Below are 15,396 nucleotides of genomic sequence, written 5' to 3'. Positions count from 1 at the left end.
TTTGCTCAAAACGGACGGCCATTTTAGCGAGATAAGTTGTCGTGTCAACCACTTTTTTCAACTTATTTTGCTAAGCTTCTTAGAAGCTTGATACCTTCTGACCGGATGCGAACTTTCGTCTGCGTTCCCGTGTCAGCGAGGGGGCATTATAGAGATCGAAATCTTCTTGGCAACCCTTTTTTTGAAGTTTTTCGCATTTTTTTATCGTTCGATTAAAAACAGCTCAAAACGACGCAAAAATCGACATTTTCTTATTATAGCTGAGCAAATTTATCTGCAAACAAGCTGACTTTATCCCAGTTAGTGTATTCCACTTCCTTTGAAGTATCTGTTTCTCCGCCGGTCATCGTCATAATCAGTTTAATCATAAAGCGGTCAAAAGGATTATAACGTGGGTAATACAATGCGCCGGCAAACACACCTATTAACTCCGGTTGCCAAGGTGACTTTTTCAAGAACGTCTTTATATAAGCACTGCCTTCCGGCGTATCTTTTCCTTGTTCTTCTTTTCTTGCGGTCAGATTGACGCAAAAGAATGCGGCTTTCATTGACGCTAACTTTGCACTGTTGGCATTTAAAAACTGATAGAGTTTCTTATTTAAATGACCATATCGGATTGATGCCCCGATAAGCACTTTATCGAACTCATCAAGATTAATGTTCATGTCTTGGTGTAGATTGACGATAGTGGCGGCATCATCACCTAATTGCTCAGCAATACGCGTAATGATTTTTGTCGTTTGTCCTTCACGAGAAGAATAGAGATAGAGAACTTTTTCCACGATGTTTCCTTTACCTTAATAAGCAGGCTGGTTAACTACGCCAAAATGCAGGAGTTAATAGAATAAGAAGGGTAAACACTTCAAGTCGGCCAAATAGCATCGAAACGATGAGCACCCACTTAGCGCTATCATTGACTTCACCAAAGTGGACAGCTACTTCTCCAAGACCTGGACCGAGGTTGTTCAACGTAGCCGCAACTGCGGAGAACGCACTAAGCTCATCCATACCAGTAGCAATTAACGCTAACATACAGACCACAAACACCAGTGCGTAAGCCGAGAAAAATCCCCATACGGCGTCTACTACACGCTGAGACAGTGCTGTCCCACCCACTTTGATGGTATATACCGCTCTTGGGTGTACAAGACGTTTCATCTCACGAGCACCTTGCAGAGTAAGTAATAAAATACGAATTACCTTCATACCACCACCCGTTGAGCCTGCACATCCACCAATAAAAGAAGAGAACAGTAGCAACACGGGTAAAAACAATGGCCATTCCGAGAATCCAGTAGTGGTAAAGCCCGCCGTCGTCGAAATAGATACTGACTGGAACAGTGCCTGATCAAACGCATCGTATACCGAGCTATAGGAGTGATGCTTCAATAAAATAAGGAAGCAGATCAGGAATAACACCACCTGTATAAAGATGAAGGCTCTAAACTCGGGATCTTTCCAATAATACTTCGGATGTACGCCACCTGAAGCAAATGCAGCAAAGTGCAAAGAGTAATTACAGGCCGATATAAGCAGGAATACCACGGTAATCATATTAATAGCATGACTATCAAAGTAGCCCATGCTCGCATCATGAGTGGAGAAACCACCAATCGCAATGGTTGAGAAACTATGAGCTATCGCATCGAACGGTGTCATACCAGCTACCCAGAATGCCGCTGCACAAGCAATAGTTAAGCTTAAGTAGATGTACCAAAGCGCCTTTGCTGTCTCAGCAATTCGAGGCGTCATTTTGCTGTCTTTCACCGGACCAGGGATTTCGGCCCGATATAACTGCATACCACCGATGCCTAGCACCGGTAAAATAGCGACGGCGAGTACAATAATCCCCATACCCCCAAACCACTGTAGTAATTGACGGTAAAACAATATCGCTTTAGGTAGCTCATCTAAACCAACAATAACCGTCGCACCGGTAGTGGTTAAGGCGGAGAATGATTCAAAGAATGCATCGGTTATCGACACATTAGGAAAATCGGATATAAGGAACGGTAAGGCGCCGGCGCTGCCGATTACTGTCCAAAACAAAACCACAATAAGGAAGCCATCACGAGCTTTGAGCTCGTGTTTGTGGCGTCGGTTGGGAAACCAGAAAAAGCCACCACAAACTAATAAGACAAAAAAGGTCGTAACAAAAGGTACACCCGCACCATCACGATAGATGAGCGCGACAAGAGCTGGCGCAAGCATTGACACACTGAACAGCGCTAAAAGAAGCCCGACAATGCGGATTATGGATCGAAATTGCATATATGTTGAATGAAGCTACGCTTCGTTACGTCCTAGTTGTGTTCTACTGGAGAAACCATTGCCTTGGCTCCACTTTTATTAATTATGCTTTGCGTGAGTGCATCAACCTTATTCACCTCAACTTCTACAATAAGAATAACCTTATCGCTATAGTGAGATTCCACTTCTACTGCAGAACACTTACTAAGTTCAGACTGAGCCGTGGCTACAAATGCATAGTCTAACTCTAGTCGTAATTGTGTGGTGATTTTTTTTTCTATTGTTTGAATTAGCTTAAGTGCTTGTTGAACTCCTCCACCATAAGCTTTCACTAATCCGCCTGTTCCTAGCTTGATTCCACCAGAATAACGGGTAACAACAGCCGCCAATTCTCCAATCCCGGAACCGCTTAACTGTGCCAAAATAGGCTTTCCTGCTGTGCCAGATGGTTCACCATCATCACTAAAGCCCCACATCATCGAATTTTCTGGACGACCAGCTACAAAGCCCCAACAGTTATGTCTGGCACTACTGTGTTCTTTCTTCACATCATCGATAAACGCTTTGGCACTTTCGATACTTGGTGTATGGGCAATTTGTGTGATGAAGACACTCTTTTTGATTTCTTCTTCAAAAATCACAGAGTGCTCTGGTATCAAGTATGCAGTTGAGTTCATTAGGATTTATGAGATCTGTAGCCTAAAAAGGGTATTCTATCATGGGTGAATAGGATTGACTCCAAGATTGGACCACGGTCATAATGTTAAACAGTTGTTTAAAAAATGTATTGAAATTAAATTCAATGCGGTTCAATATTAGACAACTGGTCTAACCAGAAGCAAAAACAATAACTACCGCTTTCGCACAATCACGGATTGTCTGTCACGGAGAATGACAATGATTTACCAATCTGAAACCCTACAGGTAAAGGAAGTACACAACGGCATCGCCGAACTGTGTTTTAGCTCTCCCCAGTCGGTCAATAAACTTGATCTGGCTACTCTTGAAGCCCTAGACAAAGCACTTGATGCTCTTGCAGCATGGAATGATTTAAAGGGTCTAATCCTCACTACAGATAAAAGCGCATTTATCGTTGGCGCCGATATCACGGAATTCTTGGGATTGTTTGCCAAACCAAAAGCAGAACTCAAAGAGTGGCTTGGTTTTGCAAATAGCATCTTCAACAAGTTAGAAGATCTACCCGTTCCGACACTTTCAGCCCTAAAAGGTCACACGCTTGGTGGCGGTTGTGAGTGTGTATTAGCAACAGATTTTAGAATTGGTGACAAAACCACCAGTATCGGTCTTCCAGAGACAAAACTTGGCATTATGCCTGGCTTTGGCGGCACTGTACGTCTGCCACGCCTCATTGGTGCCGATAGCGCAATGGAAATCATCACACAAGGTAAAGCATGTCGCTCAGGTGAAGCGCTAAAGCTTGGTTTACTCGACGCAATCGTCGAAACCGATGCCCTGTATGAATCTGCACTTAACACGATTCAATTAGCCATCAATGAGAAAATCGATTGGAAAGCACGCCGCCAAGCGAAAGTGTCTCCACTGACACTGAGCAAGCTTGAAGCGATGATGAGCTTCACTATGGCTAAAGGTCTTGTTGCTCAAAAAGCAGGCCCACATTATCCAGCACCAATGGCTGCAGTAAAAGCCATTGAAGAAGCAGCTCGCTCTGGCCGAGATCAAGCTCTTGATATTGAAGCAAATTACTTTATTCAACTAGCTGGCTCTGATGTAGCCAACGCGCTAGTTGGTATCTTCCTTAACGACCAATACATTAAGGGTCTTGCTAAGAAAGCCGCGAAGTCAGGTAAAGACACCGAACGTGCTGCCGTGCTAGGTGCTGGCATCATGGGCGGCGGAATTGCTTATCAGTCTGCGCTTAAAGGCGTACCCGTAATCATGAAAGATATTGCTCAGGCTTCTTTAGAGCTTGGCATGACTGAAGCATCCAAACTGCTGAACAAACGCTTGCAACGTGGTCGTATTGATGGCTTTAAGATGGCTGGCGTATTGGCATCTATCACTCCAAGCCTTCATTACGCTGGCATCGAACAGAGCGATGTGATTGTCGAGGCTGTCGTAGAGAATCCAAAGATCAAGGCGTCGGTATTGAGCGAAGTCGAAGGATTGGTCGGTGAGAATACTGTCATTGCATCGAATACGTCGACCATTCCTATTAATGTACTTGCGAAGTCACTCAAGCGCCCAGAAAACTTCTGTGGTATGCACTTCTTTAATCCAGTGCACCGTATGCCACTGGTTGAAATCATCCGTGGTGAGCACACGTCAGAAGAAACCATTAATCGTGTTGTGGCTTACGCAGCAAAAATGGGTAAATCGCCAATCGTCGTTAATGATTGCCCAGGGTTCTTTGTTAACCGCGTACTCTTCCCTTACTTTGGCGGCTTTAGTCAGCTATTAAGTGATGGTGCTGACTTTATTCAGATTGATAAAGTCATGGAGCGCAAGTTTGGTTGGCCTATGGGGCCTGCTTATCTTCTCGATGTTGTTGGTATCGATACCGCTCACCACGCTCAAGCTGTCATGGCAGAAGGTTTCCCTGAGCGTATGGCGAAAGAAGAGCGCGATGCAATCGATGTTCTTTTTAGTAACACTCGCTACGGTCAGAAGAATGGCTCTGGCTTCTACGCGTACACTACAGACAAGCGTGGTCGACCGAAGAAAGCACCAAGTGAAGACATCACTAGCTTACTAGAACCGGTTTGCAAACCAAGCCAAGCGTTCGACGACGACACCATCATTCAACGTATGATGATTCCAATGATCAACGAAGTAGCACTGTGTCTTGAAGAGGGCATCATTGCAACACCACAAGAAGCCGACATGGCTCTAGTATATGGATTGGGCTTCCCTCCATTCCGCGGTGGTGTATTCCGTTACCTAGATAGCATTGGTATCGATAACTACGTAGCAATGGCAAAACAATACGAGTCATTGGGTGCAATGTACAAAGTCCCTCAGTCGCTAGTAGACATGGCAAGCTCTGGTAAGCGCTTCTATGAACTGCAGCAAACTGGCTCACTGTAATTACCCATTGGAAGAGGAATATCAAAATGAAAAATGTTGTCGTTGTTGATTGTCTTCGCACACCGATGGGTCGTTCCAAAGGTGGTGCATTTAGACATCAACGTGCTGAAGATCTATCAGCGCATCTTATGAAAGGAATTTTGGCTCGCAACCCACAAGTCAAACCTGAAGAAATTGAAGATATCTATTGGGGCTGTGTACAGCAAACATTAGAGCAAGGTTTTAACGTGGCACGTAATGCAGCACTGCTCGCGGGTTTACCTATTGAAATTGGTGCGGTTACCGTTAACCGTTTGTGTGGTTCATCAATGCAAGCTCTGCATGACGCGGCACGCTCTATTATGGTAGGCGATGCGGAAATCTGTCTTATCGGTGGTGTAGAACACATGGGTCATGTCCCAATGACTCATGGCGTTGACTTTCATCCACAGTTGTCAAAGAACGTTGCAAAAGCAGCAGGCATGATGGGTTTAACAGCTGAGATGCTAGGTAAACTCCATGGAATTAGCCGCGAACAACAAGATGAGTTTGCTGCCCGCAGTCACCAACGTGCACAAGCCGCAACCATAGAAGGACGCTTCAAAAACGAAATTCTACCAACAGAAGGTCACGCAGAAGACGGCTCTCTCTTCACTTTAGATTACGATGAAGTTATTCGTCCGGAAACTAACGTGGAAGGTCTATCTAAGCTACGTCCTGTATTTGACCCTGCAAACGGCACCGTCACCGCCGGCACTTCATCTGCGCTATCTGATGGTGCTTCTGCCATGTTGATAATGAGTGAAGATAAAGCTAACGAGCTAGGTTTACCTATTCGTGCAAAAATCCGCTCAATGGCCATTGCTGGTTGCGATCCTTCTATTATGGGTTATGGTCCAGTACCTGCGACTCAAAAAGCACTGAAGCGTGCAGGTTTGACGATGGATGATATTGATATTGTTGAACTTAATGAAGCATTTGCTGCTCAATCACTTCCATGTGCGAAGGATCTGGGTCTATTAGATGTGGTTGACGAGAAAGTAAACCTTAACGGTGGTGCTATCGCGCTTGGACACCCATTGGGCTGCTCAGGCTCTCGTATTTCCACCACGCTTATCAATATTATGGAAAGCAAAGATGCCAAGATCGGTCTAGCGACCATGTGTATTGGTTTGGGTCAAGGCATTGCAACCATATTCGAACGTCCATAACCCCATCTGAATGTAAAAACAGCTCCGCTTGCGGAGCTGTTTTTATTTATGCATAAAATGCATACATCAAATGTTCAAGTTTCATTTTTTTTTTACCTATTTGTCGCCTACACTTTGCAGCAGATAACACGTCAACTCATTGGAGATAACCATGTTCAAAGCACTGTTACTTAACCAAGAAGATAAAAAAACAATCGCTACTATTTCTCAAGTAGATGAGTCTCAGCTTCCAGAAGGTAATGTAAAAATAGATGTAAAATATTCATCTTTGAACTACAAAGATGGGTTGGCGATTACAGGTAAAGGCAAAATTATTCGCAATTTCCCAATGGTACCGGGTATCGATCTTTCTGGCGTAGTGTCTCAATCTGATGACCCTCGTTATAAGGAAGGCGACGAAGTGGTTCTCACTGGCTGGGGGGTCGGTGAGAATCACTGGGGTGGCATGGCAGAGAAAGCAAGTCTAAACGGTGATTGGTTGGTGCCAATGCCTGCTGGCCTAGATGCAGAAAAGGTCATGGCTATCGGTACTGCTGGCTTCACGGCTATGCTTTGCGTGCAAGCGATTGTTGATGCTGGCATCAAACCAGAAGATGGTGAAGTACTGGTAACCGGCGCAAGTGGTGGTGTCGGTAGTGTATCAGTAACGCTACTAAACCAACTCGGCTACAAAGTCGCAGCAGTCACAGGCCGTGCTTCAGAAAATGGTGAATTACTCACTTCTCTTGGCGCTTCTCGTATTGTTGAACGTAGTGAACTTGAAGAACCAGCTAAGCCACTTGAGCGTCAAGTTTGGGCTGCAGCGGTTGACACTGTAGGTAGCAAACTTCTCGCGAAAGTATTGGCTCAAATGAACTATAACGGTGTGGTCGCAGCATGTGGTCTGGCAGGTGGTTTTGATTTGCCAACAACCGTTATGCCATTCATTCTACGTAATGTCCGCCTACAGGGTATTGACTCAGTAATGTGTCCTCGCGAGAAACGTATCAAAGCATGGGAACAATTGGCAACTTTACTTCCAGAATCATACTACGCACAAGCGAGTAAAACAGTGGCGTTGGAAGAAGCGATTCAAGCAGCAGAAGATATCACTAATGGCGCTATCACTGGCCGTGTGACAATTAAGATCTAATCTTAGCTAACATATTATTGAAAAGGCTCTCATGATGAGAGCCTTTTGTATTTAATACGCATTAGTACCGAGTATTTGCTTATCATTAGCAGGGCTTGGATTACCGTACTCTCCATTATGATTATGAAAAGCTTCTTTCGTCGACTTAATATCACCATCAAAGCGTGGATCCTGTGGTCGTTCATGGCTGTCCATAAACAACGCGATATCCCAAGCTTGCTGATCTGTTAATGTTCCACCTTGCCCCAAAGGCATGTTGTGTTTTATGAACGTAGCAGCAGTATTTACTCGATGCATTCCTGCTCCCCAGTTAAAACTATCCGGCCCCCAAAGAGCAGGAAAGACATAACGTCCACCCACCTGTCGTCCTTGTCCGTTTTCACCATGGCATACAGAACATTCTTTTTGATAAGCTTTTTCACCACGCTTGTAACTAGGTGCCTTCACAGGTTTCTCTAGTTTTCCAAATCCTCTTCCAGGCAACTTGTTATCAACAGAGACCCCAAACGACAACCAATAAGAGTAAGCATTAAGGTCCAATATTTCCTGACTTAATACCTCTGGGGGTTGACCATCTTTTGCGTTCATAGAATAAAGAAAACAACCTTGCAATCGATCTTCAAACGTATTTACTCGTTTATTTTTAGAACGATAGGCAGGGTAAGACACAAACGCAGCCCACATAGGTGCCGCATTGGCTACACTCCCCCCTCCAAGATGGCAATTGGTGCAGTTCATACCATTATTCACTCTTCCCGTCGGTTTCTATTGCTGGGTATTCATAAACAATGAATATCCACGCTTTATCGACTCCCCCAATTCACCCTTTGGTAAGTTATCCCAATGAGATACTTGATGAAGGGTTTCACCTTCGTTCAACGTCCTACCAGGCTCTATGGGGTGAAGCTCTTTATATTGATCAGCAAAGGCAACGAAAGTAAAACCAGCAAGCAAAGCGATTAGATAATGAGTTTTCATAAAGAACCTCCTTGCGATGAGAAGTATTCCGCAACAGCTTCGATTTCTTCTTCACTGAGTGCTTTAGAAATAGTTACCATCGTCCCCAACAAACCCGGAGGGCGTTGATCATTTTTCCAAGCGTTGAGTTGATTGATTAAGTAGTCTTTATTTTGCCCTATAAGCATAGGAAAACTTGGTGCAACCCCCACCCCATTAGGTCCGTGGCAACTGACACAAGCTGGTACATTGCTATTCCATTTACCACTGTATGCGATTCGTTCACCCAATGGCATATCAGCAGGCCACTTATCACCTCGCCATTGCAAGGTTTCAGGAGTATCAACGGGAATGGAGGCATAGAAATCAGCAGCGAGTACCAGCTGATCATCTGCAACGTCGTGAACGATAGGCTCCATAAAGCTGCTAGTTCGATGACCAGATTTAAACGCAAGGACTTGAGCCTCTAAGTAGGCTTTAGGCTGCCCTCGAAGGTTAGGGATGGTGTTTTCTCTACCAACACCATCAGAACCATGACAGTCGATACACGCCTCCATGATGTTATTGGCGAGAGCAGTATGAGTAAGGCTTATAGCAGCTAGCCCGACGATAATCCTTTTAATATTCATTGCTCATTCCTTTGTTGTTTTTAAGTCAAACTAGGATAAAGATTAGTGAATACAAGGAAATGAAGGTATCAATTCAACCGACTGCTAGCCTAACCCTACATCTTCAATTCTTTTAGTAATCAATTTTCCACATTCTTGTTTCAACACTTTGCGCAACCATTGCTGGGACTCAGAAGTATCGCAGCGTGAGTGCCAAATCAACGAATAATCAAATGGTGTGAACGTAAATGGCAATGGCTTAATTACTAAGTCATATCGCTCTGCAACCAAATACGCTAAATCGGCAGGAACGGTAATAATAAGAGGCATGGAATCAACAATCGCCAATGCAGCTTCAAGGTGATAAGCCCGTAACACCATTCTTCTTGGATTCTGATTAACCAATGCAGCATCAAGTAATGATTTTACGCCATCGCTTATCGCAATCATGGCGTGTGGCGCATTAATATAGTCTTCGAGTAATAGTGGCTTTTCCGCAAGAGGATGCTGTTTAGACACTAAACATGAAACCCCTACAGGCCCTAATATATCTTGATGCAAAGGTGAGACAGAACCTGATGGTCGACAGATAGCCATATCTACCTTATCGGTACTCAGCTGCTTAAAAAGGCTCTCGTGTTGCAGTGGGGCAAACTCTAGCGAAATGTTAGGCGCCTGCTGATACACCATAGGTAAGGCATAAGGAAGTATGGTCTGCATAGCGTAGTCAGTAGTAGCGATAAGAAAACGCTCATTGCAGTAATATGGATTGAACTCACTCGGTGTTAACAGTTGGCGGAATGATTCTAACGGCGCATCAATTTGTTTGCAGATCTCCAATGCTTTACTGGTAGGAATGATCCGTTGCCCTTGACGGGTAAACAGAGGATCGCCCAGTAAATCTCTGAGCCGACCTAAAACACGACTGGTCGCTGACTGGCTAAGGTTCAAGCGCACAGCTGCTTGACTAACACTGCCTTCTTCGACCAACACTTTTAACGCAACCAACAGATTCAAGTCACGACGATAGATTTCTTCGAGTTCCATAAACACTTCCTAACGGGTTCTTTTATAGTGTACACCGAGCCCGAATATCTTTACCTAGCGCCAGATAAAAAAAATCCCGCCTTTGACAGCGGGGAAGCCCAAGAAAATGGGGATAGTGTCGGAATGTCGTATAGTGTTAGAAATCTAAATTAGCCAGATGTTTATAAAATGTTAACTTTCTTGTTCTTCTGAAACATCTTGCCAGCGTCTCATCTCAATCCAAATCCCTAGGATTGAGGCGCTTAATCCAATTAAAGGAACAAAGCTCGGCTCTGCTGAAGTCTTTAATACCAGGGCACAGAACGCAATAAAGCAAAGCACTGAATAAATCGTCAATCTATCTAAAGCGGTTAACATAGCTACTCCTTTGCTTCTTTGTTACCAACTTGTTAAATAAAGTTAAAACAAAAAAATCCATTTGCCAAGAGTTATTGCATATTTTTTCTTCATAAGTAGAATTTGAGCTGTTTTTTATAGATCAGAGCACACCATGACAATCAATACAGACCTAGCAACGCAAACATTAGAAGCAGAAGGCTTGCGCTGTCCAGAGCCAGTGATGATGGTCAGGAAGACAATTCGTAAAATGGAACAAGGAGAAGTGTTGTTAGTGAAAGCTGACGATCCTTCTACTACGAGAGACATCCCAAGCTTTTGTCGTTTTATGGATCACCAATTACTTGGCTCGCAAACAGAATCTATACCTTACCTTTACTTAATCAAGAAAGGTCTCGCGTAAAGAATCAAAAAAGGCTGCATCATGCAGCCTTTTTACTATTCATCATATTCAAGCGTTCGGACTTCCGATTGCAACTGCTTAATCTGCTTTTGCATCGCACGTATTTCATTGTGCATGGGAATGAGGTGTTGCACCCTAATCCACGACTCTACAGAGAGTCCAGCCATCACAATGGCACCGACAACCATAGGTGTCCACATGTCGGTGAGCACCATTCCAAGAACCGTTAAAACAAAACCGAACGTAAATAAAGAACTCTGACTTTTCGCGGTCATTCCTGTGTAACGTGTAAGCATAGTATTGCCCTCTCGCTAGGATCCACATGATTAAAGTAGCATGACAATTGTGACACTAATATGTCACTCATCACGAAATTCACTAGATTCGTGCCAGAGTTTGATCTTGGATAAATCACAGTTAGCTAGTTGATATTGTTATTAAAAAATAGCCGCACCAATTGCTAATAATACAAACAGAATGGCGGTAACCCGGCGAATCCAATCTAATGGCAATTTATCCGCTGACAACTTTCCTATCAGTACTACCGGAACATTCGCCAACAACATACCAATAGTGGTTCCTAGAACCACCAGCATTAAAGCATCGGCATACTGCGCCCCTAATATTGATGTCGCAATTTGAGTTTTGTCACCAATCTCTGCGATAAAAAACGCAATGAAACTGGCCACAAATGGTCCTTTGTTGGAGATACTTTCCTCTTCATCCAGTTTATCGGGAATCAGTACCCATCCGGCCATAGCTACAAAACTTACGACAACAACCCACTTCAGAACTTGAGGCGAAAGGTAATCGGCGACGACAACTCCTAACCAAGCAGCAAGTGCATGGTTGGCTATCGTTGCCAGAAAAATGGCTGCAATAATGGGAATAGGTTTACGGTAACGACTGGCTAACAGCAATGAGAGAAGTTGGGTTTTATCCCCAATCTCAGCTAAGGCGACAGTAGTAATTGAAATAGCTAAAACGCTCACGACATGCTCTAAGGGGCAGGGATTATAGTTTTTAACCTATAGATAAACCTCGCACCCCACCCCGGTTCACGATGTTTATCTAAGGTCTTGCTAAACTTGTTGGCACAAGTCTCGAACGCCATGGTGATTTTGCACCAATTATGTTGACGAACGAATTCTGACTCTTGCTAGAGTCCGAATAAGCTACTCCCCAAAGATGGCGGTATTGTAATCACACTAACCATCAAATTCAACAATAACACTGTCCCTTAAGCCGCAGTTGAGCGAGAAATGCAAAAAACTGACCTTTTTTCGCATAATGACGATTAATTAACCACTTTTACCCCTACTCCCCCAAGGAATTACTGGGTATACTTGATCGTTATTTTTACCTTTTTCAGATAAAGAATCGCGCGAATTGACTATGCAAAAATACGATATCAAAACCTTCCAGGGAATGATCCTCGCGCTGCAGGATTATTGGGCACAAAATGGCTGTACCATTGTACAACCTCTAGATATGGAAGTAGGTGCGGGCACCTCTCACCCAATGACATGTTTGCGCGCACTTGGCCCTGAGCCAATGTCGACAGCTTATGTCCAACCATCTCGTCGTCCGACTGACGGCCGCTATGGTGAAAACCCGAACCGACTACAGCACTACTATCAATTTCAGGTAGCGCTAAAGCCATCTCCAGACAACATTCAGGAGTTATATCTAGGCTCACTAGAAGTACTTGGTATCGACCCACTAGTGCATGACATTCGCTTCGTAGAAGACAACTGGGAAAACCCGACACTCGGTGCTTGGGGTCTTGGTTGGGAAGTATGGCTAAACGGTATGGAAGTCACTCAGTTTACTTACTTCCAGCAAGTGGGTGGTCTTGAGTGTAAGCCAGTAACCGGCGAGATCACTTATGGTATCGAGCGCCTTGCTATGTATATCCAAGAAGTAGACTCTGTTTACGACCTAGTTTGGAACATTGCACCAGACGGAAGCAAAGTGACTTATGGTGATATCTTCCACCAAAACGAAGTTGAGCAATCTACATACAACTTCGAGCACGCTGACGTAGACTTCCTATTCTCATATTTCGATCAATGTGAGAAAGAAACTAAGGAGCTACTGGAACTAGAGAAACCTCTTCCTCTTCCAGCTTACGAGCGCATTCTAAAAGCCGCTCACGCGTTCAACTTGCTTGATGCTCGCAAAGCTATCTCTGTAACAGAGCGCCAACGTTACATTCTTCGCATCCGCAACCTGACTAAGTCAGTAGCAGAAGCATACTACGCATCACGTGAAGCACTTGGCTTCCCAATGTGTAAGAAATAAGGCGAGGAGACAGTAAACATGGCAAAAGAATTTCTAATTGAACTAGGTACTGAAGAGCTACCACCAACACAACTTCGCACTCTTGCTGAAGCATTTGCAGCAAACTTTGAGTCTGAACTTAAAGATGCAGACCTAGCACACGAAGGTGTGAAGTGGTATGCCGCACCTCGTCGCTTAGCACTTAAGGTTTCAGCGCTGGCTGAAGGTCAAGCTGACAAAGTGGTTGAAAAGCGCGGCCCAGCAGTATCGGTAGCATTTGATGCTGATGGCAATGCAACTAAAGCAGCACAAGGCTGGGCTCGTGGTAACGGTATTACTGTTGACCAAGCAGAACGTCTAGTGACTGACAAAGGTGAATGGCTGCTATTCAAACAAGAGGTGAAAGGTCAGGCAACGTCTGAGATCATCGTTGAACTTGCAGCCAAAGCACTCGCTAATCTACCTATCGCTAAGCCAATGCGTTGGGGTGATAAAACCACTCAATTTATCCGCCCAGTTAAAACGCTGACGATGCTAATGGGTTCTGACCTTATAGAAGGCGAAATCCTAGGCGTAGCGTCTGATCGAACTATCCGTGGTCACCGCTTTATGGGTGAGCAAGAGTTCACTATCGAATCAGCAGAGCAATACCCAGCGATCCTCGAAGAACGCGGTAAAGTGATGGCTGATTATGACGCACGTAAAGCCATCATCCTAGCGGACTCTCAAAAAGCAGCGGCAGCGGTTGGCGGTGTGGCTGATCTCGAAGATGACTTAGTAGAAGAAGTGACGTCCCTGGTTGAATGGCCAGTAGTACTCACTGCGAAGTTTGAAGAAGAATTCCTAAAAGTACCTTCTGAAGCGTTGGTTTACACCATGAAGGGTGACCAAAAATACTTCCCAGTTTATGACGAGAACAAGAAGCTACTACCAAACTTCATCTTCGTTTCTAATATCGAATCGAAAGAGCCTCGCTACGTTATCGAAGGTAACGAGAAGGTTGTGCGTCCTCGCCTAGCCGATGCCGAGTTCTTCTTTAATACAGATCGCAAGCGCCCGCTTATCGACCGTCTACCTGAACTAGAGCAAGCTATCTTCCAGAAGCAGCTTGGTACTATCAAAGACAAGACAGATCGCATCACTGAGCTTGCTGGCTACATCGCTGAGCAAATCGATGCTGATGTTGAAAAGTCTAAGCGTGCAGGCCTATTGGCTAAATGTGACCTAATGACATCTATGGTATTTGAATTTACTGATACTCAAGGTGTGATGGGGATGCATTATGCCACGCACGACGGTGAAGATGAGCAAGTAGCGCTAGCACTATACGAACAATACATGCCTCGTTTTGCAGGCGATGACCTACCAAGCACTGGTATCTCATCCGCTGTCGCGATGGCAGACAAGCTAGATACTATTGTTGGTATCTTCGGTATTGGTCAAGCACCTAAGGGCTCTGACCCATTTGCACTTCGTCGTGCATCGCTAGGTGTGTTGCGTATCATCGTAGAAAACGGCTACAGCTTAGACCTTACAGATCTTATCGCAAAAGCGAAGTCACTATTTGGCGACAAGCTAACCAATGCAAATGTTGAAGAAGACGTACTTGAGTTTATGCTTGGTCGTTTCAATGCATGGTACAAAGACGAAGGCTTCAGCGTAGACATTATCCAGGCGGTGTTAGCACGTCGTCCGACTAAACCTGCAGACTTTGACCAGCGTGTGAAAGCAGTATCTCACTTCCGCGAACTGGAAGCGGCAGAATCACTTGCTGCAGCAAACAAGCGTGTGGGCAATATCCTAGCGAAGTTTGATGGTGAACTCGCCGCCGATATCGACCTTGCACTTCTACAAGAAGATGCAGAAAAAGTACTGGCAGAAAATGTAGAAGTCATGACAGAAGCACTAGAGCCTGCTTTCGCTACAGGTAACTACCAAGAAGCGCTAAGCAAGCTAGCAGATCTTCGTGAACCGGTTGATGCTTTCTTCGACAACGTAATGGTAATGGCAGACGATGAAGCGTTGAAGAAAAACCGCCTAACACTGCTGAACAACCTACGTAACCTATTCTTGCAAATTGCTGATATATCACTGATTCAAAAGTAATTTTCTAGAAAAACAGCA

16 protein-coding genes and 1 riboswitch are annotated in these 15,396 nt (G+C 44.5%); of the genes, 6 read left to right on the top strand and 10 right to left on the bottom strand.

What is annotated here, in order from left to right; genetic code table 11:
* Positions 1-254 precede the first annotated feature (254 nt).
* The 3 genes from hemG to OH456_RS24260 are packed head-to-tail and all read right to left on the bottom strand — an operon-like array spanning position 255 to position 2,927.
* On the bottom strand, positions 255-785 hold the full coding sequence (gene hemG, locus OH456_RS24270; protein WP_373682918.1) for a menaquinone-dependent protoporphyrinogen IX dehydrogenase: 531 nt from the start codon (positions 783-785) through the stop codon (positions 255-257).
* Positions 786-813: 28 nt separating this feature from the next.
* On the bottom strand, positions 814-2,271 hold the full coding sequence (locus tag OH456_RS24265) for a TrkH family potassium uptake protein (protein WP_270034371.1): 1,458 nt from the start codon (positions 2,269-2,271) through the stop codon (positions 814-816).
* A gap of 32 nt (positions 2,272-2,303) precedes the next feature.
* Positions 2,304-2,927, bottom strand: a complete 624-nt coding sequence (locus OH456_RS24260) for a YigZ family protein (protein ID WP_006075111.1) — start codon at positions 2,925-2,927, stop codon at positions 2,304-2,306.
* A gap of 220 nt (positions 2,928-3,147) precedes the next feature.
* Between OH456_RS24260 and fadB the strand changes: the two genes are divergently transcribed.
* From fadB to acuI, 3 genes are all read left to right on the top strand, one after another.
* A complete protein-coding gene (gene fadB / locus OH456_RS24255) occupies positions 3,148-5,316 on the top strand; it encodes a fatty acid oxidation complex subunit alpha FadB (RefSeq protein WP_006075110.1) in 2,169 nt (722 codons plus the stop codon).
* Positions 5,317-5,342: 26 nt separating this feature from the next.
* Positions 5,343-6,506, top strand: a complete 1,164-nt coding sequence (gene fadA / locus OH456_RS24250; protein WP_006075109.1) for an acetyl-CoA C-acyltransferase FadA — start codon at positions 5,343-5,345, stop codon at positions 6,504-6,506.
* Positions 6,507-6,657: 151 nt separating this feature from the next.
* Positions 6,658-7,638 carry an acrylyl-CoA reductase (NADPH) gene (gene acuI / locus OH456_RS24245; RefSeq protein ID WP_038224188.1) on the top strand — a complete coding sequence of 327 codons (981 nt, stop codon included), beginning with the start codon at positions 6,658-6,660 and terminating at the stop codon, positions 7,636-7,638.
* Positions 7,639-7,689: 51 nt separating this feature from the next.
* Here the strand turns inward: acuI and OH456_RS24240 are convergent, their stop codons facing one another.
* The 5 genes from OH456_RS24240 to OH456_RS24220 all read right to left on the bottom strand — a co-directional run bounded on the left by OH456_RS24240 (position 7,690) and on the right by OH456_RS24220 (position 10,607).
* Positions 7,690-8,376 (bottom strand): c-type cytochrome, encoded by a 687-nt coding sequence (locus tag OH456_RS24240; protein WP_270034370.1) that lies wholly within the window; start codon positions 8,374-8,376, stop codon positions 7,690-7,692.
* Positions 8,377-8,403: 27 nt separating this feature from the next.
* The gene (locus tag OH456_RS24235) at positions 8,404-8,616 is read right to left on the bottom strand and encodes a hypothetical protein (RefSeq protein ID WP_270034369.1); all 213 of its coding nucleotides are present in this window, start codon (positions 8,614-8,616) and stop codon (positions 8,404-8,406) included.
* Positions 8,613-9,224, bottom strand: a complete 612-nt coding sequence (locus OH456_RS24230; RefSeq protein ID WP_006075106.1) for a c-type cytochrome — start codon at positions 9,222-9,224, stop codon at positions 8,613-8,615. The genes OH456_RS24235 and OH456_RS24230 overlap by 4 nt, the downstream gene beginning before the upstream one ends.
* 84 nt (positions 9,225-9,308) lie before the next feature.
* On the bottom strand, positions 9,309-10,250 hold the full coding sequence (locus OH456_RS24225; protein ID WP_006075105.1) for a LysR family transcriptional regulator: 942 nt from the start codon (positions 10,248-10,250) through the stop codon (positions 9,309-9,311).
* Between the two features lie 171 nt (positions 10,251-10,421).
* Positions 10,422-10,607, bottom strand: coding sequence for a hypothetical protein (locus tag OH456_RS24220; protein ID WP_006075104.1), 186 nt, complete (start codon positions 10,605-10,607; stop codon positions 10,422-10,424).
* 133 nt (positions 10,608-10,740) lie between these two features.
* On the opposite strand from OH456_RS24220, the gene tusA reads away from it, so the two are divergent.
* Positions 10,741-10,989, top strand: coding sequence for a sulfurtransferase TusA (gene tusA / locus OH456_RS24215; protein ID WP_006075103.1), 249 nt, complete (start codon positions 10,741-10,743; stop codon positions 10,987-10,989).
* A 35-nt stretch (positions 10,990-11,024) separates the two neighbouring features.
* Here the strand turns inward: tusA and OH456_RS24210 are convergent, their stop codons facing one another.
* The gene (locus tag OH456_RS24210) at positions 11,025-11,285 is read right to left on the bottom strand and encodes a hypothetical protein (protein WP_006075102.1); all 261 of its coding nucleotides are present in this window, start codon (positions 11,283-11,285) and stop codon (positions 11,025-11,027) included.
* Between the two features lie 141 nt (positions 11,286-11,426).
* The gene (locus OH456_RS24205) at positions 11,427-11,981 is read right to left on the bottom strand and encodes a TMEM165/GDT1 family protein (protein WP_006075101.1); all 555 of its coding nucleotides are present in this window, start codon (positions 11,979-11,981) and stop codon (positions 11,427-11,429) included.
* 92 nt (positions 11,982-12,073) lie between these two features.
* A riboswitch (yybP-ykoY riboswitch) is annotated at positions 12,074-12,185 on the bottom strand.
* A gap of 199 nt (positions 12,186-12,384) precedes the next feature.
* On the opposite strand from OH456_RS24205, the gene glyQ reads away from it, so the two are divergent.
* Both glyQ and glyS read left to right on the top strand, forming a co-directional pair.
* Positions 12,385-13,293 (top strand): glycine--tRNA ligase subunit alpha, encoded by a 909-nt coding sequence (glyQ, locus tag OH456_RS24200; RefSeq protein ID WP_006075100.1) that lies wholly within the window; start codon positions 12,385-12,387, stop codon positions 13,291-13,293.
* 18 nt (positions 13,294-13,311) lie between these two features.
* Positions 13,312-15,378 (top strand): glycine--tRNA ligase subunit beta, encoded by a 2,067-nt coding sequence (glyS, locus tag OH456_RS24195; RefSeq protein ID WP_006075099.1) that lies wholly within the window; start codon positions 13,312-13,314, stop codon positions 15,376-15,378.
* Positions 15,379-15,396 lie beyond the last annotated feature (18 nt).

The sequence above is a fragment of the Vibrio sp. La 4.2.2 genome, from assembly GCF_027586995.1.
Lineage (GTDB): Bacteria > Pseudomonadota > Gammaproteobacteria > Enterobacterales > Vibrionaceae > Vibrio > Vibrio mediterranei.
The sequence above is the reverse complement of the archived record's forward strand: the minus strand, read 5'-3'. Positions and strand labels throughout refer to the sequence as shown.

Coding starts and splice junctions, on each gene's coding strand:
- glyQ (WP_006075100.1), top strand. CDS start 12,385: ATGCAAAAATACGATATCAAAACCTTCCAGGGAATGATCCTCGCGCTG.
- OH456_RS24235 (WP_270034369.1), bottom strand. CDS start 8,616: ATGAAAACTCATTATCTAATCGCTTTGCTTGCTGGTTTTACTTTCGTT.
- OH456_RS24225 (WP_006075105.1), bottom strand. CDS start 10,250: ATGGAACTCGAAGAAATCTATCGTCGTGACTTGAATCTGTTGGTTGCG.
- tusA (WP_006075103.1), top strand. CDS start 10,741: ATGACAATCAATACAGACCTAGCAACGCAAACATTAGAAGCAGAAGGC.
- OH456_RS24240 (WP_270034370.1), bottom strand. CDS start 8,376: ATGAACTGCACCAATTGCCATCTTGGAGGGGGGAGTGTAGCCAATGCG.
- fadB (WP_006075110.1), top strand. CDS start 3,148: ATGATTTACCAATCTGAAACCCTACAGGTAAAGGAAGTACACAACGGC.
- glyS (WP_006075099.1), top strand. CDS start 13,312: ATGGCAAAAGAATTTCTAATTGAACTAGGTACTGAAGAGCTACCACCA.
- OH456_RS24220 (WP_006075104.1), bottom strand. CDS start 10,607: ATGTTAACCGCTTTAGATAGATTGACGATTTATTCAGTGCTTTGCTTT.
- OH456_RS24260 (WP_006075111.1), bottom strand. CDS start 2,927: ATGAACTCAACTGCATACTTGATACCAGAGCACTCTGTGATTTTTGAA.
- OH456_RS24265 (WP_270034371.1), bottom strand. CDS start 2,271: ATGCAATTTCGATCCATAATCCGCATTGTCGGGCTTCTTTTAGCGCTG.
- fadA (WP_006075109.1), top strand. CDS start 5,343: ATGAAAAATGTTGTCGTTGTTGATTGTCTTCGCACACCGATGGGTCGT.
- acuI (WP_038224188.1), top strand. CDS start 6,658: ATGTTCAAAGCACTGTTACTTAACCAAGAAGATAAAAAAACAATCGCT.
- OH456_RS24230 (WP_006075106.1), bottom strand. CDS start 9,224: ATGAATATTAAAAGGATTATCGTCGGGCTAGCTGCTATAAGCCTTACT.
- OH456_RS24210 (WP_006075102.1), bottom strand. CDS start 11,285: ATGCTTACACGTTACACAGGAATGACCGCGAAAAGTCAGAGTTCTTTA.